25 protein-coding genes are annotated in these 24,834 nt (G+C 41.3%); all 25 read right to left on the bottom strand.

Annotated features, from left to right (window positions below; translation table 11 throughout):
* Positions 1-10: 10 nt before the first annotated feature.
* The 25 genes from recO to spoIIP all read right to left on the bottom strand — a co-directional run bounded on the left by recO (position 11) and on the right by spoIIP (position 24,798).
* Positions 11-781: a DNA repair protein RecO gene (gene recO, locus DH10bf12_RS14420; protein WP_471735951.1), complete on the bottom strand. Its 771-nt coding sequence runs from the start codon at positions 779-781 to the stop codon at positions 11-13.
* Between the two features lie 24 nt (positions 782-805).
* Positions 806-1,711 carry a GTPase Era gene (gene era / locus DH10bf12_RS14425; RefSeq protein WP_471735952.1) on the bottom strand — a complete coding sequence of 302 codons (906 nt, stop codon included), beginning with the start codon at positions 1,709-1,711 and terminating at the stop codon, positions 806-808.
* Positions 1,704-2,102 (bottom strand): cytidine deaminase, encoded by a 399-nt coding sequence (locus DH10bf12_RS14430; RefSeq protein WP_471735953.1) that lies wholly within the window; start codon positions 2,100-2,102, stop codon positions 1,704-1,706. Before DH10bf12_RS14430 ends, era begins: the two co-directional genes overlap by 8 nt.
* Positions 2,103-2,237: 135 nt before the next feature.
* Entirely contained in the window at positions 2,238-2,600 is a 363-nt protein-coding gene (locus DH10bf12_RS14435; RefSeq protein ID WP_471735954.1) for a diacylglycerol kinase family protein, read from the bottom strand.
* 2 nt (positions 2,601-2,602) lie between these two features.
* Positions 2,603-3,079: an rRNA maturation RNase YbeY gene (ybeY, locus tag DH10bf12_RS14440; RefSeq protein ID WP_471735955.1), complete on the bottom strand. Its 477-nt coding sequence runs from the start codon at positions 3,077-3,079 to the stop codon at positions 2,603-2,605.
* Positions 3,076-5,223, bottom strand: coding sequence for an HD family phosphohydrolase (locus DH10bf12_RS14445; RefSeq protein WP_471735956.1), 2,148 nt, complete (start codon positions 5,221-5,223; stop codon positions 3,076-3,078). The genes ybeY and DH10bf12_RS14445 overlap by 4 nt, the downstream gene beginning before the upstream one ends.
* A gap of 216 nt (positions 5,224-5,439) precedes the next feature.
* Positions 5,440-6,405, bottom strand: coding sequence for a PhoH family protein (locus DH10bf12_RS14450; protein ID WP_471735957.1), 966 nt, complete (start codon positions 6,403-6,405; stop codon positions 5,440-5,442).
* Positions 6,402-7,691 carry a sporulation protein YqfD gene (locus DH10bf12_RS14455; RefSeq protein WP_471735958.1) on the bottom strand — a complete coding sequence of 430 codons (1,290 nt, stop codon included), beginning with the start codon at positions 7,689-7,691 and terminating at the stop codon, positions 6,402-6,404. Before DH10bf12_RS14455 ends, DH10bf12_RS14450 begins: the two co-directional genes overlap by 4 nt.
* The gene (locus DH10bf12_RS14460) at positions 7,576-7,860 is read right to left on the bottom strand and encodes a YabP/YqfC family sporulation protein (RefSeq protein ID WP_471735959.1); all 285 of its coding nucleotides are present in this window, start codon (positions 7,858-7,860) and stop codon (positions 7,576-7,578) included. Before DH10bf12_RS14460 ends, DH10bf12_RS14455 begins: the two co-directional genes overlap by 116 nt.
* A 53-nt stretch (positions 7,861-7,913) precedes the next feature.
* Positions 7,914-8,348: a hypothetical protein gene (locus tag DH10bf12_RS14465; RefSeq protein WP_471735960.1), complete on the bottom strand. Its 435-nt coding sequence runs from the start codon at positions 8,346-8,348 to the stop codon at positions 7,914-7,916.
* A 17-nt stretch (positions 8,349-8,365) separates the two neighbouring features.
* Positions 8,366-9,364 (bottom strand): flotillin-like protein FloA, encoded by a 999-nt coding sequence (floA, locus tag DH10bf12_RS14470; RefSeq protein WP_404403961.1) that lies wholly within the window; start codon positions 9,362-9,364, stop codon positions 8,366-8,368.
* 18 nt (positions 9,365-9,382) lie between these two features.
* Complete coding sequence (locus DH10bf12_RS14475) at positions 9,383-10,699, bottom strand: NfeD family protein (RefSeq protein ID WP_471735961.1); 1,317 nt, start codon at positions 10,697-10,699, stop codon at positions 9,383-9,385.
* 191 nt (positions 10,700-10,890) lie between these two features.
* Positions 10,891-11,337: a GatB/YqeY domain-containing protein gene (locus tag DH10bf12_RS14480; RefSeq protein ID WP_404403965.1), complete on the bottom strand. Its 447-nt coding sequence runs from the start codon at positions 11,335-11,337 to the stop codon at positions 10,891-10,893.
* Between the two features lie 20 nt (positions 11,338-11,357).
* Positions 11,358-11,531, bottom strand: a complete 174-nt coding sequence (gene rpsU, locus DH10bf12_RS14485; RefSeq protein WP_039809800.1) for a 30S ribosomal protein S21 — start codon at positions 11,529-11,531, stop codon at positions 11,358-11,360.
* A 254-nt stretch (positions 11,532-11,785) separates the two neighbouring features.
* The gene (deoC, locus tag DH10bf12_RS14490; RefSeq protein ID WP_471735962.1) at positions 11,786-12,454 is read right to left on the bottom strand and encodes a deoxyribose-phosphate aldolase; all 669 of its coding nucleotides are present in this window, start codon (positions 12,452-12,454) and stop codon (positions 11,786-11,788) included.
* 157 nt (positions 12,455-12,611) lie between these two features.
* Positions 12,612-13,949: a tRNA (N(6)-L-threonylcarbamoyladenosine(37)-C(2))-methylthiotransferase MtaB gene (mtaB, locus tag DH10bf12_RS14495; protein ID WP_471735963.1), complete on the bottom strand. Its 1,338-nt coding sequence runs from the start codon at positions 13,947-13,949 to the stop codon at positions 12,612-12,614.
* A 4-nt stretch (positions 13,950-13,953) separates the two neighbouring features.
* Positions 13,954-14,706: a 16S rRNA (uracil(1498)-N(3))-methyltransferase gene (locus tag DH10bf12_RS14500; RefSeq protein WP_471735964.1), complete on the bottom strand. Its 753-nt coding sequence runs from the start codon at positions 14,704-14,706 to the stop codon at positions 13,954-13,956.
* Between the two features lie 6 nt (positions 14,707-14,712).
* Positions 14,713-15,657, bottom strand: coding sequence for a 50S ribosomal protein L11 methyltransferase (gene prmA / locus DH10bf12_RS14505; RefSeq protein ID WP_471735965.1), 945 nt, complete (start codon positions 15,655-15,657; stop codon positions 14,713-14,715).
* A 60-nt stretch (positions 15,658-15,717) separates the two neighbouring features.
* Positions 15,718-16,836: a molecular chaperone DnaJ gene (gene dnaJ, locus DH10bf12_RS14510; RefSeq protein WP_471735966.1), complete on the bottom strand. Its 1,119-nt coding sequence runs from the start codon at positions 16,834-16,836 to the stop codon at positions 15,718-15,720.
* 115 nt (positions 16,837-16,951) lie between these two features.
* Positions 16,952-18,778 carry a molecular chaperone DnaK gene (gene dnaK, locus DH10bf12_RS14515; RefSeq protein WP_471735967.1) on the bottom strand — a complete coding sequence of 609 codons (1,827 nt, stop codon included), beginning with the start codon at positions 18,776-18,778 and terminating at the stop codon, positions 16,952-16,954.
* Positions 18,779-18,803: 25 nt separating this feature from the next.
* Positions 18,804-19,364, bottom strand: coding sequence for a nucleotide exchange factor GrpE (grpE, locus tag DH10bf12_RS14520; RefSeq protein ID WP_471738247.1), 561 nt, complete (start codon positions 19,362-19,364; stop codon positions 18,804-18,806).
* A gap of 114 nt (positions 19,365-19,478) precedes the next feature.
* Positions 19,479-20,519 carry a heat-inducible transcriptional repressor HrcA gene (gene hrcA / locus DH10bf12_RS14525; RefSeq protein ID WP_471735968.1) on the bottom strand — a complete coding sequence of 347 codons (1,041 nt, stop codon included), beginning with the start codon at positions 20,517-20,519 and terminating at the stop codon, positions 19,479-19,481.
* Positions 20,520-20,611: 92 nt separating this feature from the next.
* Entirely contained in the window at positions 20,612-21,745 is a 1,134-nt protein-coding gene (hemW, locus tag DH10bf12_RS14530) for a radical SAM family heme chaperone HemW (RefSeq protein ID WP_471735969.1), read from the bottom strand.
* 82 nt (positions 21,746-21,827) lie between these two features.
* Positions 21,828-23,657, bottom strand: coding sequence for a translation elongation factor 4 (lepA, locus tag DH10bf12_RS14535; protein ID WP_471735970.1), 1,830 nt, complete (start codon positions 23,655-23,657; stop codon positions 21,828-21,830).
* 82 nt (positions 23,658-23,739) lie between these two features.
* The gene (spoIIP, locus tag DH10bf12_RS14540; protein ID WP_471735971.1) at positions 23,740-24,798 is read right to left on the bottom strand and encodes a stage II sporulation protein P; all 1,059 of its coding nucleotides are present in this window, start codon (positions 24,796-24,798) and stop codon (positions 23,740-23,742) included.
* Between the last annotated feature and the right edge of the window lie 36 nt (positions 24,799-24,834).

The raw sequence follows: 24,834 nt of genomic DNA on the forward strand, positions 1-24,834 counted from the left end.
TGCACGCTTTTTATTGATCTTTAGGACCTTCCATCGTCTTTTTCATGCGGTCCATCTGATCAAGAAATGATCTGGACCTGGCATAGACGCCTACATACTCATCATAATAGGTTCTGATGACTTTTTTTAATTCCTGCTTCGTGCTTTCCTGCAGTGATACTTTTCCGAGCCTTCCAAGGTCGATAAAGTAAAAAAGTCTGATGATTCGTACAGCCTTTGCTGAAAGTGGAAGCTTATAATCATCAAGATGTCCGCAGCGGTGACATAGAAATCCATTCATCCGGAAAGAAAATGAAAAATCCCCTTCACCTGAAGCACAATTTACACACTGGTTTAAGACCGGCTGTACCCCGTATAGAGGCAATAGTTTTAATTCGAAAATGTAGGAAATGACTTCTTCATCGTAACCTTCATTAATTAATGCATATGATTGCTGAAGCAGCTCAAATAAGAAAGGGTTTGGCTTGCGATCTTCCACTGCTTTATCAAGAAGCTCTGCCATATAGGAGGCGTAAGCTGCCTTATAAAGGTCCTCTTTCATCGTTCTTGAAGAGCTGATCATATCTCCCTGCTGCAGCGAACCCATACCGCTGCCGCCATGATAAAGGTAAATGCCGTGTGTGAACATTTGTGAAACAGATGACAGGCGGCTATTGGTTTTCTTCGCACCGCGAGCCATCAGCGCAACCTTTCCAAGCTCCCGGGTGAACAGAATAACAATTTTATTCGTTTCACCATAATCCCTTGTCCGGATGACGATTCCCTCACATTTTTGAAGCATTCATAAAGTCTCCTTTAGACCGGCTTAATACTCCTTATCGTTAAAACCAAAGTCTCTTAAGCTGTTGGCTTTATTCCGCCAGTCTTTTTGTACTTTCACCCATAGTTCAAGATACACTTTAGATCCTAGCAGGTTTTCGATATCCTCACGTGCACGCTGACCAATTTCCTTCAGCATCGCACCTCTTTTACCGATGACAATTCCTTTTTGTGAATCTCTCTCCACCACAATCGTCGCCATAATATCAACAACTTCTCTGCCTTTTTCTTTTTTGATCTGCTCTATTGAAACGGCGATTGAATGCGGAATTTCCTCACGTGTTAGGTGTAGCGCTTTTTCACGGATGAGCTCTGAAATAATAAATCGTTCCGGGTGATCTGTCACCTGATCAGCCGGATAATACTGAGGACCTTCAGGAAGGTACTCAGAGATCTGATTTAACAACACTTCTACGTTATTTCCTTCGAGCGCTGAAATTGGTACGGTTTCTGTAAATTCGAATTTCGAGCGGTACTGATCAATGACTGGCAGCAGCTCATCCGGGTGTACTGTATCTATTTTGTTTAATACGAGGAATACAGGCGTTTTGACTCCCTGCAACAGCTCCATAATATACTCGTCACCACGGCCGTATCCTTCATCTACATTGATCATAAATAGAATCAGGTCAACTTCCCGAAAAGTATTTGTCGCCATTTTAATCATAAAATCACCAAGCTTATGCTTAGGTTTATGAATGCCCGGCGTATCAATGAAAACCATCTGACTGTCATTTGTCGTTAATACACCCTGAATTTTATTTCTTGTTGTTTGAGGCTTATCACTCATAATCGCAATTTTCTGCCCGATCACACGATTCAAAAAAGTTGATTTCCCTACATTTGGTCTACCGACAATTGAGATAAATCCTGATTTATGTTTATTATCCATTTAGATCCTCCGGCATAAATGCACCAGGAAGCAGTTCAGCTACAGTTAATTCCTGAATGTCACCTGATAAATTAGTTAAGTATACAACCATGTCCTGAGGGCACAGTTCTGCGATGACCTGACGGCAGGCTCCGCATGGAGGAACCGGACGCTTCGTATCCGCTACAACCGCAATTGCTTTGAATTGACGGTCTCCTTCTGCAAACGCTTTAAACAGTGCTGTTCGTTCTGCACAGTTACACATACTGTAAGCAGCGTTTTCAATATTACATCCGTGATGCACTTTCCCATCCTCAGTCAGAAGGGCTGCACCAACTTTAAATTTAGAATAAGGCACGTATGCTTTTTCACGTGCTTTTTTTGCTTCTTTAATCAATAGATTAGAATCCATGTATTTACTCCTTTAATAAATTATCGTTTCGTTTTAGGGTTAAAAAAAGGAGAAGACTCACCGAAACGGTTAAGTAATTCTCCTTATACCTTATTATACTATAAATGCGGTCTAAATTAATGTAAAAACTCTGCATTACAAAAATGAGAGTATTTTCGGGACAAATATGATCGCGCCTGCAATTGCTGCAGTAATCGAAAAGATTAATACTGACGCAGCTCCCGCATCTTTTGCTTTCTTTGCAAGCGGGTGATTGTCAGGAGAAATCAGATCCACTGTACGTTCGACCGCAGTGTTAATCAATTCTAGTGCCATCACGTTACCAATGGCAATGAGTATAATCAGCCATTCTGTCACTGAGATTCGAAAAAAGAAGCCGGCAGCTACTGTTAATACAGCTGCTACCGTATGAAACCTGAAATTCTGCTCCTGTTTAAAAACATCTTTCATTCCATGTCCAGCGTATTTAAAAGAAAGCATAAATTTCCTGAGCTTCATCATCAGTTCCTCGAAAGTCCGAAGCCTTTTAATAATTCATCCTGTCTTCCAAACATTGCTTTTTCATCCTGTTCGGTCATGTGATCATATCCAAGCAGGTGTAGAAAGCCGTGAAGTGCGAGAAAACCCAATTCTCTTGAAAATGTATGCCCGTATTCCTCAGCCTGTTCTTTCGCTTTTTCAACTGAAATGATAATATCTCCAAGCATTCTAGGCATATCACCTGAAGCGATCACTTCAATTTCATCTTCAGTCATTTCTTCAAGCGCAAAAGAGATTACGTCTGTCGGCTTATCTTTTCCTCTGTATTCTTTATTTATTACGCTGATCTCTTCATTTGATACAAACGAAATTGAACACTCCGCTTCATCTATCATTTCTTCTTTCGCAGCATATGAAAGAAGGTCGCTAATTAAATCTGTGTCTTCATCTGACAGTAAGTCTGTTTCATCTATAAAATCAATGTGTAAAGTTGTCATGCTTCCTTTTTCCTCTCTTCGTTTTTAAAATCAGGATATTCGATTCGCGAGTGAAAAATCCCGTTTAACGTTTCACAAAATACAGTCTTTATTGTTTCCAGCTGTTTTATTGTAATATCACATTCATTAAATTGTCCATCCTGCAGCCGGTCCTGAATAATGGATTCTACAAGCTTTTTAATTTTTTCAGGTGTCGGCTCCTTCATGGATCTGACAGCCGCCTCCACACTATCTGCTACAGAAATTACAGCAGTTTCTTTCGTCATCGGTATTGGACCGGGGTATCTGTACTCTGCTTCATCCGGATCAAGCCCTTTTTCTTTCGCTTTGTAGTAGAAAAATTTTAATATTGTTGTACCATGGTGCTGCTCAGCTATATCAACAAACTCATTAGGAAGCTTATATTTACGGAGCATGTCCGCCCCCTCTTTCGCATGTGCGATGATAATATCACGTGACGTCTGAGGGTCTAAATGATCATGTGGATTATGTCCCGACATCTGATTCTCAATAAAGTAATGAGGTCTTTTCGTTTTTCCGATATCGTGATAATAACAGCCTACTCTCGCAAGCAGACCATTCGCACCAATTGCTTCACATGCAGCTTCAGCGAGGTTGGCAACCATTACACTATGGTGATAGGTCCCGGGCGCTTCAGTCAGAATTTTCTTCAACAGCGGGTGATTTGGATTTGACAGTTCAACCAGCTTCATCGTTGAAAGAATGCCAAAACCTGACTCGAATAATGGAAGCAGCCCAATCGTAAGAATTGACGACAATACGCCTGATATAATCGCAAACACAGCAAACAGCGTATAGTCAATCGCAGACAACTGCCCGCTTTCGATCAGGGTAAGTGAGAACAAAAAGATCAGGTTGGCAGCTGACACAAAAAGTCCCGCTCTAAGCAAATGTGTTCTTCTTTTGCTGTCGGATAGAAACAAAATTCCTGCAAGTCCACTGAATAAAAAGTAAAGCGACACTTCTACATTGACCGCACCAGTCATCATATCATTAAAGATAATACTCGCACATAACGCCTGGATGATTGTAATAATTAAAGCCACTCTCGTATTAATCATGCTTTTTAAGAGCATTGGCGCCATCGCGGCAGGAAAAATATAACCAACCTGGAGGATTTCAAGCTCTCTGATTAACTCTGCAGCTTTCATTAATGACAGTGAAAGAACAAGAATAATACTGATCAGTACAAGATATAGCCCTTTGGTTTCTTCACTTATTTTCCAAGATGAAAAATGAAAATGAATAATCAGCATAATCAGCAGTGAGAATAGCGCTAACCCAATATAGGGTTCAGGACTCGCTTCATTAGTTGTCAGACCCAGCGCATCAAGCTGACGGTATACATCTCTGTCAATTAAATATCCTTTTTGAACGATGACCTGCCCTTCAAGGATCTGCACAGGTTCAACAGCTTCCACAGCCTGTACAATTCTTGCTTCTGTCTGCTCCGGGTCATAGATATTATTTTCAACTACAGCAAACCTTGCAAGATCCATCGCAGCGTTCATCAGATTATTATTGAGTGAAAACTGGGCAATATAATCTGCAGCTTCATTTTTTTTCGCAAGAGCCTCTTCCTGTTTAAAAGGCTCTTGCATCACTCTTTCAACCTGATCAATTGTGATACTTTTCGCATTATCAAGCCCTTCATCAGTTGCAGCTAACAGCTGTCTGAATGTCTGGTCATTGATTGATTCAGTGACATTTTCTGAAACGTCTTCAGATAAAGCATTTTTCAGACTATCCAGCATGTCATTTGACACTGTTTGCTCTGTGGGAGGTTCCCCTTCTTCAGGTAACTGATTAAAATCTTTAGCAAATTCATAGATTGAACTAATCAGGGAGGTCCGGTTTTCTGTAATTTCCGGTCTATACTGATAAACCGGCTCAACTTCAGCAGCAGCTCTTTCCCGTTCGGCTTCAGAAAGCCGTTCATCCACAATCGTTTTTGGTGACCTGATTGTTTCATCAGCTACAGAAAACAGACGGGTGTTATAAGTATCAGGGCTCACATGAGAAAAAAGCAGCAAAAAAGAAACCAGCCCCACGATTGTTAAGAGAATCCATTTAAAGAAAGTATAATGTAAAAGATCCTTCATGCTTCGGACCCATTTCTGCATAAAATCCTCTCCCGGAATACTAGTATGTAAGAAAATTGAATCATCTTGATTTATAGTATAGCAAATAATGTATAGATCCGATATTAGACATTTGCAAACAAAAAAGCTAAGACATTTTGTCTTAGCTTTTAGGCATCGTTTCGATATGCTTCACTGATACTGTTTTTAAAGGTAAATTTTATACATTTTAACTTCTGTCTGTTAAAAACAATTTTTTTAGATGCTGCCTTTTTGATCATAGGCGCCGATTATTTTTGCGACAAGGGGGTGTCTGACAACGTCAGCCTGATCGAGATAATTAAATCCGATTCCTGGAACACCTTTTAATATTTTCTGGGCAGCAACCAGGCCTGACTCCATTCCTTTTGGAAGGTCTACCTGACTCTGGTCCCCTGTGATCACCATTTTAGAACCAAATCCAAGACGTGTTAAAAACATCTTCATTTGTGCGTAAGTTGTGTTCTGCGCTTCGTCAAGAATGACAAATGCATCATCAAGTGTACGTCCTCTCATATAAGCAAGAGGAGCAATTTCAATGACACCTCTCTCTATAAACCGCTGCGTCTGTTCCGTACCTAATACATCATGCAGGGCATCGTAAAGTGGTCTTAAATACGGATCAACTTTTTCTTTCAGGTCGCCTGGTAAAAAACCAAGGCTTTCACCAGCTTCAACTGCAGGTCTGGTTAAAATAATTTTTTTCACTTTATTATTTTTTAATGCATGAACCGCGAGCACAACTGCTAGATATGTCTTTCCGGTACCTGCAGGACCAATCCCAAATACCAGATCCCTCTTCCGGATTTCATTAATATATTGACGCTGCCCCATCGTTTTTGCTCTGATCGATTTACCTTTGGCATTTTTCGTGATCTCTTCATCATACAGTTCATCAAAGTATTCAATTGTACCTCTATGTGACATCTGAACAGCATAAATGACGTCTCTCTGACTGATCTGGATGCCTTTTCTGATCACACTAAGCAGCTGGCTGATCACATTTTTTGCTTTTTCAATGTCTTCATTTTTCCCGGTAATCCGCAGTGATTCTCCCCGGGAAATGATTGATATATCAAGGTCTTCTTCAATCGTTTTAAGATGTGAATCAGAATTACCAAACAGCTGAACTGCTTCATTCGGATCTTCCAATTTAATATCTACAGTAATCCGTTCTTCAATCATTCGCGTGTCTCCTCGGTAAAAGGTTTAGTTGCTGCAATATTTTCTAATACTTCATAGAAAATTGTTAATTTAACTTTACCATTCTCAATATCTTCATGCAAAATTTTCTCCTCCAGAATCTGCCCGCTCCCCTCAGTAAATGATAGTACATCTTCTTCAGCGATTTTTTTTAATACATTCCTATAGTCTTCTTTGGAAAAATCCGTTTCTGATTCGGATATTTCCTTATATTCCTGTTTCACCAGTTTAAATGGCAGAGAAAAGCCTAAGACAGAAAGTGATTGATCACTGATTTGTCTGATCTGGTTTTTAAATGGACTTTTTTTATAGGAGATAAATGGTGTTGTAAAAGATCTGAATTGCAGTGCATATTTACTGTGAGTCTGTCCTGTAATCTTTTTTATATTATTTTTCACGGGCATACTGACACTAACTGTATACCACGTTAATGCTTTTACTGACCCATCAGCTCTGATTCCCTTTTCATACCCCTCTCTGCCAATATAGCCAGAGACCAGAATTTCTCCCTTTTTTACTACATCTCCCCTTTTTACCAGCGGGGTACCCGAACTGACTGATAAGGTATGTATTGTGCCTGTTTTTGAAGCTACAAGGTGTGCACGATGATCAGAATTTTTATTGTGAATAGAATCCTTCTCTCTTAACGTCACCATCAGCTTGGACCCCGTTCTCTCATATCCGATCCATGACAGCTGATCTATTTCTTTATATAGAATAGAAGCACTTTGCTGATTCAATGAAAGGTTGGAATGGTGGACACCTGGTTTAATACCTTTTTTCTCCATAATCTCTAATGCTTCATCCCTGATTTCAGGGTTCGCGCCTGTCAGTTCAATTGACCATATGTATTGAAACGCCTGAAAGAATATGAATACTGATAACAAAAATGCTGCAATTGAGGGAATATTAAATTTGGTGAATTCAAGTATTTTATGATTTCTGCCCTGATTACTCAGCGAAACTTTTGTACCTGACTTCCTAACTGCTTTTCTAAGTGCTGCAAGATCAGCATACCTGATCATAAATGTAGTTTCTTTCTTACATACAATTTGTTTAAGTGTAACATTATTCATTAATAGCCTGCTGATTACTAGACTGCTGTTTCCCCCACGCAGAAAAACTTTTACACGAAGCTTTCTTTTAAGTCCTTTAACCATTTGGTTGACCTTTAAAATGCATTTGAACAATATCCCCATGAACAGACGCATACTCATTTGAAAGGCTGCTCGTAACCAAATCTTTTCCTGTAATCGTAAGCGTTCCATAACTGACAGCAAACACGATCAACGTATTTGAATAATGGATCAGACCTTTATGGTTTTCTATTTTTACAGTTTTCAGGGCAATCCATTCGATCTTCGGTAAATCGGTTATCAAGTCTTCAGGCAGGTCCAGCCAGTCAGCAGCCCGGCTTAACCAATGTTTTTTAACCATGTAAAAAACCCCCTTCAGTTAAGAATATGTCTTAACTGAAGAGGGCATGACATTCACTGTCTGTGTTTACGCTTAGATCTTGGCGGACCAAGCACTTCGGCGAAGATAATACCGTTTACAACATCGCTTGGTTTTAATTCATTGGTGATTGTTATATCAGATTCTTTAATTGGATCTGATTTTACAGCAGGTTTCCCTCTGGTTCCAACTGCAATTTCCTGGGAAACCACTGGATCTGCCTGTTTTTTTAACTGGCTTTGTTCACGGGTTTCACGCCTCGGCCTCTGAGATTCCTCAAAGGTTTTACGTTGTTTGTCGTATTCCTCTGCCAGCTGTTTTGCATGCTTATCAAACGTTTCCTTCAGATTTCTCGGTTTAGATACTGTAGGTTTTTGTACCGGCGGTTTTTCTGCTGCAGGTGCTTCCTTCTTCTGTCTATTTAGAAGACTGATGACACCCGCGATGACCGCCATAATGAGAATCTCCACGGAGTCAGCCTCCTAACTTAATTTTTGCTGCCACCTTTATCGTCTTTATTGCCGGTAATCTTACCAATAGAATCTCTCATATCAGTGTCCGCATCAATGTTTTTAATGTTCATATAATCCATTACACCGATATTACCTTCACGTAATGCTTCAGCCATCGCAAGCGGAACCTCTGCTTCAGCTTCAACAACTTTCGCACGCATTTCTTCAACGCGCGCTTTCATTTCCTGCTCCTGCGCTACAGCCATTGCACGACGCTCTTCAGCTTTCGCCTGAGCAATGTTCTTATCTGCCTCAGCCTGTTCTGTCTGAAGTTCTGCACCAATGTTTTTACCGATATCAACATCAGCAATATCAATCGAGAGAATTTCAAACGCTGTACCTGAATCTAGTCCTTTACCTAATACAGTTTGTGAAATAAGATCCGGGTTTTCAAGTACTTTTTTATGGTTATCACTTGAACCGATTGTGCTGACAATCCCTTCACCTACACGGGCTACAATTGTATCTTCACCTGCACCACCGACCAGTCGGTCAATGTTGGCACGTACTGTAATTCTCGCTTTCGCTTTCACTTCAATTCCATCCATTGCTACACCAGCAATAAACGGTGTTTCAATTACTTTAGGGTTTACACTCATTTGAACTGCCTGCAGTACGTCACGGCCTGCAAGATCAATTGCTGCGCATCGCTCGAAAGCAAGTTCGATATTTGCACGCTGTGCTGCGATCAGTGCGTTGACAACGCGGTCTACGTTACCACCTGCAAGATAGTGACTCTCAAGCTGGTTGATCGTTACATCAACACCTGCTTTATGTGCTTTAATCATCGGGTTAATCACTCTGCTTGGAATTACCCGTCTTAATCTCATCCCTACTAAAGTAAAGATACTAACTTTAACACCTGCTGCTAGTGCTGAAATCCAAAGTGCCACTGGTACAAATGTAAAAATAACACTTAGCAAAATCACTGCAGCAACAACAATAATAATTAACGTAATTGCTTCTGTTCCCATTCAATTCACTCCTTAAAATTATTCAACTTCTCTCACTACGATACGTGAGCCTTCCACTTTCACGACTAACACTTTCTGATCTTTATTGATATATCCGCCTTCACTCACTGCATCAATTCTTTCATTTTCTATAATGATCGTGCCTGAAGGTCTTAAAGCAGTTCTGGTTACGCCAGTCTGTCCAATCAGCTCATGGCGGTTCACATTAGAAACATAACCACTTTCAGTATTGGTTGAATCACTCAATATAATTTTCTTCAGCATGTGAAGATTTTTACCAAGGAATTTCACCATTATCACCATCCCGATCACTGCAGCTAAAAGCGCTACAGATAATGCAATACCCATAAATGCAATACTCTCTCCTGCGAGCAGGATACTGACAACAATTGCAACAAGCCCTGCAATACCAAAAATACCACCCGGTATAAAGAACTCTGCAATTACAAGGCCCAGGCCAATGAGGAATAAGATTATTACTTCCATTCCTGCAAGTCCTGCAATTAAGTGGCCGAAAAAGAACAGCAGTAGCGCACCAAGTCCCAGCGAACCCGCTATACCAAATCCCGGTGAATACAATTCAAGTATAAGACCAAGACTCGCCATTGAGAGGAGAATCGGCACTACAATTGGATTGGTGACAAAACGCGCAAGGTTTTCAGTAAAAGTTGGTTCTACAGAAACCACTTCAGCATCACCAAATCCGAGTGCAGCTACCAATTCATCCAGACTGGCATAAGTCCCTTCAGAGTACCCGTTTTCTTCCGCTGTTGAAGGCGTAAAGGTTAACAGTTCGCCTTCATCAACAACTCCTTCAATCTCAATGGACTGGTCAACCATTGCTTCAGCGAATATAGGATCTCTGTTTTTATCAGAAGACTCTGCCGCATTGATCATCGCAGCAAGCCATGCGCTTTGAGCTTTTCTATCAGCATCTCCACCTGCACTTGTAATCACTGCAGAAGCGCCCATCTTACCTGAAGGCGACATATAAATTTCATCTGCATACAGTGCAATATAAGAACCCGCTGACAAAGCATTCGGATTAATATATGCAATCAGATCAATTTCACTGTTCAGCATAATCTCTCCGATTTCCTCAGCAGCGTTTACAGCTCCTCCTGGCGTATTAATATCCAGTATTAATGCTTCAGCATCATTTTCTTCAGCTTCATCAATCGACCTTTCAAGGAATGCTGCCAATCCTCGTTCAACCTCTTTTTTAACCGGAGCCACATATACCTTCTGACCATTTGCATCTGCCGGCTGTATAAATGAAAACACTGACAATAAAACTACAAAGGCAGCTAACAGTTTTACTCCGATAAGTTTCATTGTACTCCCCCCTTCTATCTGCCAGTGACTGGGTAGCATATTAATGACTTAGCTACTATACGTATGTATCAAAGAAAGGTTTCACTTTTTCCCTTACTTTTATTCTGAATGTTCAACAAAAAAAAATCAAGCCGCGTTGCACATTGCAAACACGGCTTGATTGGTCTGAACCTGAATAAACAAATTCAGTTTTATGATAAGTGTTGGAGAACCATTTTATTAATACGGGCTCCATCAGCCTTGCCTTTAACCTTAGGCATGATACTGCTCATCACTTTGCCCATATCAGCTTTAGAGGAAGCATTTGTTTCATTGATCGTTTCGATTACAATGACTTCAAGCTCTTCTTCAGTCAATTGACGGGGCATATAGGTTTCAATTAAGGCGATTTCATCAAGAAGCTTATCAGAAAGATCATCTCTTCCTGCAGATTTAAATTCAGCATAAGAATCTTTGCGCTGTTTTAACTCACGCGAAAGCACAGTCAATTCTTCATCTTCAGTTAAATCACTGTGACCTACTTTGTATCCTTCATTTTGCAACGAAGACTTAAGCATCCGGATCACTGAAAGACGTTCCTTTTCCTTATTTCTCATTGCTGTTTTCATATCTTCATTCAGACGATCTAACATACTCACTTCATGCACCTGCTCCTATATTAGAATTTGCGCTTTCTTGCAGCTTCAGACTTTTTCTTACGCTTAACGCTTGGCTTTTCATAGAATTCACGCTTTCTGAACTCCTGAAGAGTACCAGCCTTTGATGTAGTCTTTTTAAAGCGGCGAAGAGCATCTTCGAGTGATTCGTTTTTACGAACGACCGTTTTTGACATCTCTAATTCCCTCCCTCCGAACACTACGCTTACATATTCAAGCAAAGAGAAACACGAATGTGTATTCTTCATTGCATGCAGTAAGATAGGGATACTTACTGACATTCATGGGTAATCCCATGTACTTATACAGTATAAACCAAGTATAAGTGCTGGTCAACAGGTATTCGAAAGAATAAGAAGCCTTTTCAACGCTGATTTAAGAGTTGAAAAGACTTCGAGATTCATCAGATCATCATTTGCTGAATTAAACCTTAATAATCGCTGTCAGCCGTTTGTCCCTGAATGATCTTAATGCCGGCACTTGCACCTAAGCGTGTAGCTCCTGCATCGATCATTGCCTGCGCATCTTCTGCAGAGCGCACTCCACCAGATGCCTTTACACCAAGGTCCGGACCAACAGTTTTTCTCATCAGTGCAATATCCTCAGGTGTTGCTCCGCCTCCGGAGAAACCTGTAGAAGTTTTTACATAATCAGCACCTGCTTCAACTGCAAGCTCACAAGCCTTCACTTTTTCTTCTTCAGTGATAAGTGAAGTTTCAATAATTACTTTTGTCAGTGCTTTCCCTTTAGCAGCAGCTGTTACAGCCTGGATATCCTGCCTCACTGTATCAAAATCACCGCTTTTCAGTGCGCCGATGTTGATCACCATATCCACTTCAGTCGCGCCATCTTCAATTGCCTGCTTCGTTTCAAAAGCTTTTGTTTCAGTTGCAGATGCGCCGAGCGGGAAACCGATTACTGTGCAAACCTTTACATCAGTAGTCTGCAGTAGTTCTGACGAAAGCTTAACCCAGTAAGGGTTCACACATACAGACATAAATCCGTGTTCAGCTGCTTCTTCACACAGGTTAGTGATCTGTTCTTTTGTTGCTTCAGGTTTTAATAGTGTATGGTCGATCATTTTTGCGATTTGTGTCATGCTAATACCCCTTTTCATTTAGATGTACGTACCTATTTTAACACTAAGCGGTTGAAATGCCTAATAAAAAAAACTTAGACAAAATAATTGTCTAAGTCTTTTAAAATCGTTACATCGAATGAAGCTTTTGTTATATAAACGACCTATTACTCAAGGTTTATACCGTTAATTCTTCTTCAAGCACTCTTACAAATTCACCTTTGTTGTAAGGGTATCCTGATTCTGTTATTTTAACTTTCACAAGCTTGCCTACCATTTCTTCATTCGCAGGGAATACGACTTTCAGATAGTTACTTGTATAACCGACATATAAAGATCCGGTTGCGTCTTCTTTAAATGGTTCTTCAGGGATCACTTCAAGTACTTCATTCTGATAATTAGAAGCGTATTCTTTTGCCAGCTGATCAGAAAGCGAAATCAGCCTGTGTACACGCTCATTTTTAATCTCTTCATCTACCTGTTCATCCATTCTCGCTGCAGGTGTACCGGTACGTTTTGAATAAGGGAACACGTGGAGCTCTGAGAACTTCTGCTCACGGATAAAGTTATAGGTTTCCATAAACTCTTCTTCTGTTTCACCAGGGAAACCAACGATCACATCTGAGGTAACCGCAAGTCCTGGAAGTGCTTTTTTGAGCTTTTGCAGTCTTTCAGCGAAAAACTCCATAGTATACTTACGTCTCATTCTCTTCAGGACTGTATTTGAACCTGACTGAAGAGGAACATGGAGGTGATTGACAACCATTTTTGAGCGGTCAATGACTTCGATTACTTCATCAGTCAGCTGACTCGCTTCAATTGAGGAAATACGAATCCGCTTAAGTCCTGTTACTTTTTCTTCAAGGTCTGTGAGAAGCATTGCCAGGTTATAATCCTTCATGTCTTCTCCATACCCACCAGTGTGAATACCGGTCAGAACGATTTCTTTATAGCCTGCTTCCACAAGCTGCTTAGCCTGTCTGATCACCTCTTCAGGATCTCTTGAACGCATAAGCCCCCGAGCCCACGGAATAATACAGAATGTGCAGAAATTATTGCACCCTTCCTGAATTTTCAGCGAGGCCCGTGTACGGTCAGTAAAGGCTGGAACATCCAGCTCTTCATAGACGCGGTTTTTCATAATGTTCGTCACGCCATTAATCGGCTGTCTTTCCTGTCTGTATTGCTCAATATAATCAAGCATCTTTGTACGGTCCTGCGTACCAACGACAATATCTACGCCAGGAATCGCCATAATTTCTGCAGGAGAAGTTTGTGCATAGCACCCTGTTACACAAATAACAGCATCAGGATTTTTGCGGATCGCACGCCTGATTACCTGGCGGCTCTTCTTATCTCCTGTATTTGTTACTGTACAGGTGTTAATCACATATACATCAGATGATGCTTCATACTCTACTCTGTCATATCCGTTTGCTTTAAACAGCTGCCAGATTGCCTCTGTTTCATAATGGTTCACTTTACATCCCAGCGTATGAAATGCGACTGTTCCCATTTTTTCACCTCATTAATTCAAAATGATAGGAAATCGCAGCCAATATGTATAATGGTGCGGTTTCAGTTCTTAATATTCTCGGTCCCAAACCACAGCTGACTGCCCCGGCATGCGTAAACACGTTCACTTCATTTTCAGAGAAACCGCCTTCAGGTCCAATAATGACTAGCACTTTGGCGTTTGACTCCAACTGATTCAGGAATTGATAAAAGTTCGTTGCTTCTCCGGATTTGGCATCTTCTTCATATGCCATCATAATAGCATCAAATTCGTGAAAAGACGAACGTAATTGTTTTAAAGTGACCGGCTCTTCTACCGCAGGAATAACTGAACGGTGTGACTGCTCAGCAGCCTCTTTAGCAATTTTATTCCAGCGCTCAGCCTTTTTCTTACCTTTTTTCTGATCCCACTTTACAATTGATCTTTCAGCACTGAACGGCTTCAGTGATGTCATGCCCAGTTCAGTTGCTTTTTGAATCACATAGTCGAGCTTATCGCCTTTAGGCAGTCCATGAGCAATTGTTACATTAACAGGCAGCTCAGAATGATGTTCAATTTTACTGACCTGTTTGAGGGAAAGCTGAGTCTCTTCAATTTTTACAATTTCCGCTTCATAAACGGTATGCTGATCAAGAACCGCTATGACCCTGTCACCTTCAGTCATCCTCATAACACGGACAATATGTTTATAATCTTCACCTTCGATTAAAAGAACTCCGTCATCACCCGGTTTATGTTGAATAAAATAACGCTGCATCCCTGGTCACGCTTCCGGCTTAGTAGCGATAATCGCTACCCAGTCTTCCATTGTCATCACTTCATCAATTTCAAAACCTGACGCTCTAAGTGCATCTTTTACGGTATCTTTTTTCTGTTTAATGATGCCTGAAGTGATAAATGTGCCACCCGGCTTTGTCATCGCATAAGCATCGTTAGTAAAAGTAAGAATAACTTCAGCAAGTATATTCGCTACAATCACATCAACCGGCTCTGTAGTTCCGCTTAACAGGTTCCCCTGCGACACTGAAACAGTTTCTTCCACACCATTAAGTGTGATATTTTCAGTTGCTGATTTGACTGCAACCTCATCAAGATCAAGCGCATGGACTGATGAAGCTTCAAGCAAAGCTGCTGCAATACTTAACACACCAGAGCCAGTTCCTACATCAATCACCGTATCGCCTTTAATCACTGTGCGTTCAAGCGCCTGAATACACATTACAGTAGTAGGATGAGTTCCTGTCCCAAAAGCCATGCCAGGGTCAAGTTCGATGATCAGTTCATCACTTGAAACTCTTTCATAATCCTCCCATGTAGGTACGATTGTAAAGGTTGAAGAGATTTTCACAGGGTTATAATATTTTTTCCATGCAGTAGCCCAGTCCTCTTCATTCACTTCACTGACGGCAACTGTATTCTCACCAATATCAATATTAAATGAAACCAGATTACTGATTTCCTGTTTAATCCCATCGACCGTTTCAGCAAGAAAGCTGTTAACAGGAAGGTAGGCTTTCACCATAACGCCTGTATCAGGATAATCTTCAGGATTCAGGTCATAAATTTCACCGAACTGATCTTCCCTGTCTTTTAATAGCTCACCCGGGTCCTCAATGACAACTCCACTGGCACCAGCTTCATGCAGGATATTGGAAATTGGCTCGATTGCCTCATTTGTTGTATGAATACTTATTTCTGACCACTTCATCAGACCAGCTCCATTTCACTTCAGGCTGTCAGGGCATATGCCCCGACAGTTCATATTTTATTATTCACCTTTGAATGCGCGCTTTACTTTTTCAAAGAAGTTATCGTGCTGCTCATCAGGTACATCTCCACTGATTTCTGCAAATTCTCGGAGCAGCGTTTTTTGTCTGTCTGTTAGCTTCTTCGGTGTAATGACTTTCACGCGGATCTGCTGATCTCCCTGTCCATAACCATGAACATTTTTAACACCTTTACCCTTCATCCGGAAAGTTGTTCCTGACTGAGTACCTGCTGGCAGCTTCCATTTTACTTTGCCATGTACAGTAGGTACTTCAAGCTCATCTCCGAGTGTCGCCTGTACAAATGTAATCGGCATATCAAGGAAAATATCGTCGCCTTCACGCTCAAAGATTTCGTGCGCTCTAACGCGGAAAACAACATACAGATCCCCTGGAGGTCCGCCATTAAAACCTGGTTCACCCTGACCTGCGACTCTCATTTGCTGACCATCATCAACACCGGCAGGGATTTTTACATGAATCTTCTTGCGCTTCTTCACTTTTCCATTACCAGCACATGTTGTGCACTTATCTTTCACAAGCTTGCCGGAACCTTCACAATGGTGACAGACTCTGCGGTTTACAATACGGCCAAACGGTGTCTGCTGTTCTACATTCAGCTGACCCGAGCCGTTACAGTAATGACAAGTTTCAGGCGTTGTACCTGGCTTTGCACCATCTCCGCCACATGTCTCACATTGTTCTTCTTTTGGAATTTCAATATCCGTTTCTTTTCCGAACACTGCTTCTTCAAACTGGATTGCCATTGTGTATTGAAGATCATTCCCCTGTCTTGGTGCATTCGGGTCACGTCTTCTGCCTCCGCCGCCAAAAAACGAGCTGAATATATCTTCGAATCCGCCGAAGCCGTCGAATCCTGCACCGCCGCCAAAGCCCTGGTTCGGGTCAGTATGACCGAATTGATCATAGTGCGCACGCTTTTGTTCATCACTTAATACTTCATAAGCTTCTTTTACTTCTTTAAACTTGTCGCCTGCATCTTCATCTTTATTAATATCCGGATGATATTTTTTTGAAAGCTTACGATAAGCTTTTTTGATTTCTTCTTTAGAAGCACCTTCTGAAAGTCCAAGCACTTCGTAGTAATCTCGTTTACTCATATTTCCACTCCCCGGTCCTTTTGCATAAAGGTTATTTTAGCATTTTTCCTGCTGCCCTTGCAATGGCAAAGAAAAAGCCAAAGTACCGTGACTTTGACTTTTTCCGCTTCTGCTATTATTTCTTCTCGTCGTCAACTTCTTCAAAGTCTGCGTCAACAACATCATCTTCCGGCTTTCCGCCTTCTGCCTGCTGTTCTGCTTCAGCCTGTTGTGCAGCTTCTTCATAAAGCTTCATTGAAAGTGCCTGTAGAATTTCCTGAAGAGTATCTTTCTTCGTCTTAATTTCTTCAAGTTCATTCTTTTCAATTGCTTCCTTCAGCTCGTCACGCGCTGCTTCAGCTTTTTTCTTTTCTTCTTCATCAACTTTTTCTCCAAGATCAGATAATGTTTTATCTGTCTGGAATACCAGCTGGTCAGCTTCATTACGAACTTCCGCTTCTTCTTTACGCTGCTTATCCGCTTCAGCATTTTCCTCAGCTTCTTTTACCATACGGTCGATATCTTCATCTGATAGAGAAGTAGAAGATTTAATTGTGATCTTCTGCTCTTTACCAGTACCTAGATCTTTTGCACTTACATTCACAATACCGTTTTTATCGATATCAAATGTTACTTCGATCTGTGGTACGCCGCGTGGTGCAGGCGGGATATCTCCAAGCTGGAAACGGCCGAGTGTTTTATTATCCGCTGCCATTGGGCGTTCACCCTGAAGCACGTGGATATCAACAGCGTTCTGGTTATCAGCTGCAGTAGAGAAAGTCTGTGATTTAGATGTCGGGATTGTCGTATTACGTTCAATCAGAACTGTAGATACGCCACCCATTGTTTCGATACCAAGTGATAATGGTGTCACATCAAGAAGGACAACGTCTTTAACGTCACCAGTCAGTACACCACCCTGGATTGCTGCACCCATAGCAACTACTTCATCAGGGTTAACGCCTTTTGAAGGCTCTTTTCCTGTTTCTTTCTTAATTGCTTCCTGTACAGCAGGGATACGTGTAGATCCACCTACCAGAATTACTTTATCAATTTCAGAAGCAGACATACCTGCATCTTTAATTGCTTGACGAGTTGGTCCCATTGTACGCTCGATTAATGAAGAAGCAAGATCTTCAAACTTCGCACGTGACAGATTCATTTCCAGGTGAAGCGGTCCTGCTTCCCCAGCTGTGATAAATGGAAGTGAAATCTGCGTTGAAGTAACACCTGAAAGATCTTTCTTTGCCTTTTCAGCTGCATCCTTTAGACGCTGAAGTGCCATTTTATCCTTTGAAAGGTCAATGCCATTTTCTTTTTTAAACTCTGCTACAAGGTGATCAATGATGACCTGGTCAAAGTCGTCACCGCCAAGACGGTTATCACCGGCAGTTGAACGCACTTCAAATACGCCATCGCCAAGCTCAAGGATTGATACGTCAAATGTACCGCCACCAAGGTCATATACAAGAATCGTCTGATCTTCATCCATCTTGTCAAGACCATATGCAAGTGCTGCTGCAGTTGGCTCGTTAATAATACGCTCTACTTCAAGACCTGCAATTTTACCAGCGTCTTTCGTTGCCTGGCGCTCAGCATCATTGAAATATGCCGGAACAGTAACGACTGCTTTTTTTACTTCTTCACCAAGGTAGCTTTCAGCATATCCTTTTAAGTATTGTAGAATCATTGCAGAAATTTCCTGAGGTGAATACTCTTTTCCTTCTGCTTCTACTTTGTGGTCTGTACCCATATGTCTTTTAACAGACATGATTGTGTTAGGGTTCGTAATTGCCTGACGCTTAGCTACTTCCCCGACCTGCATTTCACCATTTTTAAATGATACAACCGATGGAGATGTACGGTTACCTTCAGGGTTAGCGATTACTTTTGCTTCTCCGCCTTCAAGTACAGACACACACGAGTTTGTTGTACCTAAATCAATACCAATAATTTTACTCATTTCAACATCATCCTCCCAAATACAATTATTCGTTTACTTTTACCATTGAAGGACGGATTACACGGTCCTTCAGCTTATAGCCTTTTTGCAGTTCTTCAATGACGGTATTTGATTCATACTCTTCTTCATTAACCTGCATCACTGCCTGATGAAGGTTCGGGTCAAATTGCTGACCTGTTGATTCAATGACTTCAACACCTTCAGCTTTCAGTGCTTCTAAAAGGCTTGAATGCACCATTTGCATGCCTTTTAATAATGAAGCAGATTCATCATTTGAAGTCTCTATATTAAGCGCGCGTTCAAAATTATCAAGTGCAGGTAAAATGCCTGTCACGATATTTTGAGCACGATACTTTTGTAAAGTTTCATTCTCTTTTTGAATACGGCGTCTGTAGTTATTGAATTCAGCGTGAAGACGCAGGTATTTATCTTCAGCCTCTTCAGCTTTTTGCTGCCAGTTTACTTCTTCAGTAGCTACTGAATCCTCCTGATCAACTGCATGATCTGAAGTCTCCTCAGTTTCTTCAACCGCTTCATTTTTTACTTCTTCTGTTGTTTCCTGTTGTACATCTTTTTCTGACACGATCTTTCACCTCCTTGAAATGCTTTCCCTTTTTAACCTTCGCTAAACGCCCGGATCAAAGAACGATACAGACCCGCTCAGTAAAATGCACTGCCAGGGTTAAGATCCCGGCAGGCATCATTTTTCATCTGAATCATAAAAGTGTGATAATGCTTTAGACAGGTCCATACTGATGACATTCAACAGGCTGATTACACGGGAATATTCCATCCTTGTAGGACCAAGGATGGCGAGTGAGCCACTTTGTCCTCCAATAACGGGAAAAGATGCCGTGATCAGGGAAACATCTTTTAGTGCCTCATTATTATTTTCCTTGCCAATCCTGATCTGAATGCCAGAGCCACTGCTGTCTTTAATCAGCGGATATAAATAATCTTCCTTATCAATAACATCCATTAGCATTCTGAGCTTATCAATATCATTAAATTCAGGCTGATTCAGCATATTCATCTTTCCACCGAAAAACAGCTTATCGTGGACCGGTATGTTCATAATTTGCGCAAAAGCTTCAATCATTAAGTCATAGTTCGCTATATGACGCTTCAGAAATAATGCGACTTCTTTATACATTTTGTCATGAAGCTCTGCAAGCGGTGTGCCGGTCAGCTTATCATTCAGTATCTTGACCATCCGTTCAATATCCTCAGGATTCAAACCGGGTGGAATGGTAAATCGTTTGTTTTCAACATGTCCGGTATCTGTCACGATAATGGCAATTGCGCTTTCTTGATTCAGTGGAATAATCTGAACGCTTTTTACTTTATTATCATGATGATCAGGACCGAGCACAATTGAAGTATAGTTTGTCATTTGTGAAAGTATTTCAGCTGAACGCTGAACGACATTTTCAATTTCAAGAATTCTGTCTGCAAAGATCGACTGTATTTGAGACATATCTTTTTTCTTTAGAGCCTGTGGTGAGAGCAAATGATCCACATAAAAACGATATCCTTTCTCTGAAGGAATACGCCCTGATGACGTATGGGTTTTTTCTAACAGTCCCATTTCTTCAAGATCGTACATTTCATTACGGATCGTAGCAGAGCTGAAAGGAATCTCCACTTTTTTGGACAGGCTTCTCGAACCTACCGGCTGGGCAGAGCGAATAAAATCATCAATAATCACTTGAAGAATAAGTAATTGCCGATCTGTTAGCATCTTTTATCACCCCTGTTAGCACTCACTTATCACGAGTGCTAAATCTAATTCTTAAGTTATCAAATGATGATTTTACTGTCAACGACTATGCATTAATTTATTCCAAGAAATGATTGAAACACTTCGTTACCGAGAAAACGGCCTTCCCGGGTTAATCTGATGCGGTCATTTTCAACAACTAAAAGTTTTCTTTCAGTCATACTTTTAACCGGCGCTTCGAATGTATCCATCAGCTCAACATCAAACTTCTGTTTAAAGTGCGGAATTGATACACCCCCTGTTTTCCTTAAACCGAGAAACATCTCTTCTTCCATTTTTTCATAAAGTGTAACCTCTGCTTCATGAAAAACGGGTAATTTGCCGTCTTTAAGAGATTGAATGTACTTGGATACGGGGCCGATATTAGAATATCTGATACTATTCACATATCCATGTGCACCTGCACCAAAACCGTAGTAGCTTTCATTCTCCCAGTAGGTTAGGTTATGAAGACTTTCGTAACCGGGTTTAGCAAAGTTACTAATTTCATACTGATGAAGCCCTTTTGCTGACATTTTTTCCATGAGCAGCTCATACATGGCTGCTTCAGCGTCTTCCCCGGGTAGCGGCAGACGCCCTTTTCTCATCAGATTATAAAAAACAGTTTTAGGTTCTACAATCAGTGAGTAGCCTGAGTAATGAGGCAAATCGAGTTCAAGCGCACGATCAATCGTATCCTCAAAATCTTCAAGTGTTTGTTCCGGCAGCGCATAAATCAGATCAATACTGATATTGCTGAAGCCTTCCTCCTGCGCTTCTCTCACCGAGCGATATACATCATCAGAACGATGGTTCCGCCCGATTTTCTCGAGCAGCCGGTCGTTAAATGACTGTACGCCAAAGCTGAGTCTGTTCACCCCTGAGGCTTTCAGGACACTGATTTTGTCTTTACTGAGATCGCCGGGGTTCGCTTCAAACGTATATTCAGTTTCATCAGTAATCCGGAAGGTTGACTGAATGCCTTCACACAGTTTTTTTAGCTGGACAGCGCTTAATGCAGTAGGGGTCCCGCCTCCGACAAAAATACTTTTCATCGGTTCAGAGCCTTTATAAACGGTTTTCATTTCCTGTATCAGCATATCAATATATTCATCAACAGGCTGATTTTTCATAAATACTTTATTAAAATCACAGTAGTGACATATGTGGTGACAAAATGGAATGTGTATATAAACTGCAGATGTCATGTCTTTCCTCATTCCTTTAACATAGAAAAAGGGACGTTTCCTGCCGTAAGCAGAACCCGCTCCCCTTTCTCATGTATCAAAATTATTTTTCGCCTTCATCCATCTGAAGGACAGCCATAAACGCTTCCTGAGGGACTTCAACAGAGCCGACCATCTTCATACGCTTCTTACCGGCTTTCTGTTTTTCAAGCAGCTTACGCTTACGTGAAATATCTCCGCCATAACATTTAGCAAGTACGTTTTTACGAATTGCTTTAATAGATGATCTGGCAATGATTTTATTTCCAACAGCCGCCTGTACAGGTACCTCGAACTGCTGGCGCGGAATTAATTTCTTCAGCTTTTCAACAATCAGCTTACCGCGTTCATAGGCGAAATCCTTATGAACAATAAAGCTCAGTGCATCAACTTTCTCAGCATTAAGAAGAATATCCATTTTCACCAGCTTAGATTCGTGATATCCAATTAATTCATAATCAAATGAAGCATATCCCTTTGTACTTGATTTCAGCTGATCGAAGAAATCGTACACAATTTCAGCAAGCGGAATTTCATAAACGACGTTTACACGGGATTCGTCCATGTACTGCATATCGATAAAATTACCACGCTTTGATTGTGCCAGCTCCATCACAGGACCAACATAATCGTTAGGCACCATGATTGTTGCTTTAACATACGGTTCTTCTACGTGATGAACAGATTGAGCATCCGGCATCGCTGCAGGGTTGTCCACTTTTACGTAGCTGCCGTCTTCAAGATAAACATCATATATAACACTCGGTGCAGTTGTAATCAGATCAATATTAAATTCACGTTCAATTCGCTCCTGAATGATCTCCATGTGCAGGAGTCCGAGGAATCCGCAGCGGAAGCCGAAGCCGAGCGCCTGTGAAGTTTCGGCTTCATATTGCAGGGCCGAATCATTCAGTTCAAGCTTTTCCAGTGCTTCACGAAGATCAACATATTTTGCAGTGTCGATCGGGTAAAGACCGCAATATACCATCGGGTTCATTTTGCGGTAACCGGGCAGTGCTTCTTCAGTCGGAGTGACTGCGCTTGTAATCGTATCCCCTACACGCGTGTCACTGACATTTTTAATTGCTGCTGTCAGGTAACCTACATCACCTACAGTTAATTCATCCTGTGCCGTTGCTTTTGGTGTAAATACACCAATCTCATTCACTTCAAATTCTTTACCTGTCGCCATCATACGGATTTTATCCCCAGGCTTCACACGGCCTTCAACAATTCTGATATACGCGACTACACCTCTGTAAGGGTCATAAAGCGAGTCGAAAATCAGTGCTTTTAAAGGTGCATCCGGGTCACCCTGAGGTGCTGGTACTTTTTCAACAATCTGTTCTAAGATATCTTCAATACCGATACCGGCTTTAGCTGAAGCAAGCACTGCTTCTGATGCATCAAGACCAATCACATCCTCAACTTCCTGGCGAACACGCTCGGGATCTGCTGCAGGCAGGTCAATTTTGTTGATAACCGGCAGAATTTCAAGGTCGTTATCAAGCGCCAGATAGACATTGGCTAGTGTCTGTGCCTCAATTCCCTGAGCGGCATCCACGACAAGGATTGCTCCTTCACAGGCAGCAAGACTTCTTGATACTTCATATGTGAAATCGACATGTCCAGGTGTGTCAATCAGATGAAACGTATATTCTTCACCGTCTTTTGCCTGGTATTTAAGCTGTACTGCATTTAGTTTAATTGTAATGCCGCGCTCTCTTTCAAGATCCATCGAATCAAGCAGCTGAGCTTTCATTTCACGGGCCGTCAGTGCTTTCGTCTGCTCCAAAATCCGGTCAGCAAGCGTTGACTTCCCGTGATCAATGTGGGCAATAATTGAAAAGTTTCTAATATTTTTTTGTCTATTAAGACGCTGTTCCTGGTTCATTTCGTGTCCACTCCTGTTTTTAAGACGCAATTGTACTAGCGTAAAGTATAACAGTTTAACAGGCGTGTTTCAATCGCACACTTTACGGGACACTGACCGGCTCAGCATCGAGCATATATTCAGCCATTACCTGTGTAAAAATTTCCGTTGTTGCTTCGAGTTCTTCAAACTTATTATCCACTCCGCCAAGCTCCAGTAAAATGGACCTTGGAGACAAATCCTGATTAAATTTTCCGTTTGTGTGTTCCCCTTTTTTAATATACACCCCACGTGAAATGCCCGGAACAAGCTCATTCAGCCTTTTGTGAATTTCCTCTGCAAGTATTTCATTTTCTTTACTGCCCTCATGCTCTCCCCCTACAACGAAAGCGACTTTAGCATAGGTCTGATCACCGGATTGAAGCGTGGTTGCTTCACGTCTGACAGAATCTCTGTGAACATCAATAAAATAGTCCAATGTGTCATTCGAACTCATTGCTTCCTGTACGATTTTTTTTGATGCATCGTAAGCCTGCCAGTAATCTTTTCCACTTTCCTTTAACTTTGCCATTACATCAGTCGAATCAACTTTCACCGGTATCCCTTTCTGATGAAATGACTGTTTAAAATATTGCCCGATCTGCGTGATATTCACTTTCGAATGATGAGCGAGGTTAGGGTCTTTTGTATCTGGTAAATAAGGTAAGAAAGACTCTCTTGAGTGGGTAAAGTATATAAACACACGCGGGTTCGCGGAGTCATCTGCTGTAATTGGTTCCTGGTTTACCTCAACGGCTTCTTCTTCTTCACCGCTGAAAAACCATTCTGTCGGGGGGACAGATTCAGAAGGTGCAGGAAATTCATTCGCAGCAACTTCATGACTGAACCCCTCCATTGCAAGCCAGTTCACAGGATCAAATACAGTCTCCGATAGCGCATCCCATATTGCTTTTAGTTCATCCTGTGGTGTCAGATAGGCATATTCAGTTTGTAACATCAGATATGTAGCACTTAGCGGCAGCTCTTCCGGTAATGCAAATGAAAAATCATAGATTCCCTGTTTTACATTTGGAAGGTAAAGCCCTGCCGCCATAACAGAAATAAGCAGGAGAAATGTTTTTAGGAATAAATTGACTGAATGCATTGTCTGCGTCTTTTTCAACAGGCCACCTCCTGATTGAAATCTTTATGCAGTATA

The sequence above is a fragment of the Jeotgalibacillus sp. 10bf12 genome (assembly GCF_055597105.1).

Excerpts from the sequence above, each read along its gene's own strand:
- recO (WP_471735951.1), bottom strand. The coding sequence starts at position 781 with ATGCTTCAAAAATGTGAGGGAATCGTCATCCGGACAAGGGATTATGGT.
- era (WP_471735952.1), bottom strand. The coding sequence starts at position 1,711 with ATGGATAATAAACATAAATCAGGATTTATCTCAATTGTCGGTAGACCA.
- DH10bf12_RS14430 (WP_471735953.1), bottom strand. The coding sequence starts at position 2,102 with ATGGATTCTAATCTATTGATTAAAGAAGCAAAAAAAGCACGTGAAAAA.
- DH10bf12_RS14435 (WP_471735954.1), bottom strand. The coding sequence starts at position 2,600 with ATGAAGCTCAGGAAATTTATGCTTTCTTTTAAATACGCTGGACATGGA.
- ybeY (WP_471735955.1), bottom strand. The coding sequence starts at position 3,079 with ATGACAACTTTACACATTGATTTTATAGATGAAACAGACTTACTGTCA.
- DH10bf12_RS14445 (WP_471735956.1), bottom strand. The coding sequence starts at position 5,223 with ATGCAGAAATGGGTCCGAAGCATGAAGGATCTTTTACATTATACTTTC.
- DH10bf12_RS14450 (WP_471735957.1), bottom strand. The coding sequence starts at position 6,405 with ATGATTGAAGAACGGATTACTGTAGATATTAAATTGGAAGATCCGAAT.
- DH10bf12_RS14455 (WP_471735958.1), bottom strand. The coding sequence starts at position 7,691 with ATGGAACGCTTACGATTACAGGAAAAGATTTGGTTACGAGCAGCCTTT.
- DH10bf12_RS14460 (WP_471735959.1), bottom strand. The coding sequence starts at position 7,860 with ATGGTTAAAAAACATTGGTTAAGCCGGGCTGCTGACTGGCTGGACCTG.
- floA (WP_404403961.1), bottom strand. The coding sequence starts at position 9,364 with ATGGGAACAGAAGCAATTACGTTAATTATTATTGTTGTTGCTGCAGTG.
- DH10bf12_RS14475 (WP_471735961.1), bottom strand. The coding sequence starts at position 10,699 with ATGAAACTTATCGGAGTAAAACTGTTAGCTGCCTTTGTAGTTTTATTG.
- rpsU (WP_039809800.1), bottom strand. The coding sequence starts at position 11,531 with ATGTCAAAAACGGTCGTTCGTAAAAACGAATCACTCGAAGATGCTCTT.
- deoC (WP_471735962.1), bottom strand. The coding sequence starts at position 12,454 with ATGACACAAATCGCAAAAATGATCGACCATACACTATTAAAACCTGAA.
- mtaB (WP_471735963.1), bottom strand. The coding sequence starts at position 13,949 with ATGGGAACAGTCGCATTTCATACGCTGGGATGTAAAGTGAACCATTAT.
- DH10bf12_RS14500 (WP_471735964.1), bottom strand. The coding sequence starts at position 14,706 with ATGCAGCGTTATTTTATTCAACATAAACCGGGTGATGACGGAGTTCTT.
- prmA (WP_471735965.1), bottom strand. The coding sequence starts at position 15,657 with ATGAAGTGGTCAGAAATAAGTATTCATACAACAAATGAGGCAATCGAG.
- dnaJ (WP_471735966.1), bottom strand. The coding sequence starts at position 16,836 with ATGAGTAAACGAGATTACTACGAAGTGCTTGGACTTTCAGAAGGTGCT.
- dnaK (WP_471735967.1), bottom strand. The coding sequence starts at position 18,778 with ATGAGTAAAATTATTGGTATTGATTTAGGTACAACAAACTCGTGTGTG.
- hrcA (WP_471735968.1), bottom strand. The coding sequence starts at position 20,519 with ATGCTAACAGATCGGCAATTACTTATTCTTCAAGTGATTATTGATGAT.
- hemW (WP_471735969.1), bottom strand. The coding sequence starts at position 21,745 with ATGACATCTGCAGTTTATATACACATTCCATTTTGTCACCACATATGT.
- lepA (WP_471735970.1), bottom strand. The coding sequence starts at position 23,657 with ATGAACCAGGAACAGCGTCTTAATAGACAAAAAAATATTAGAAACTTT.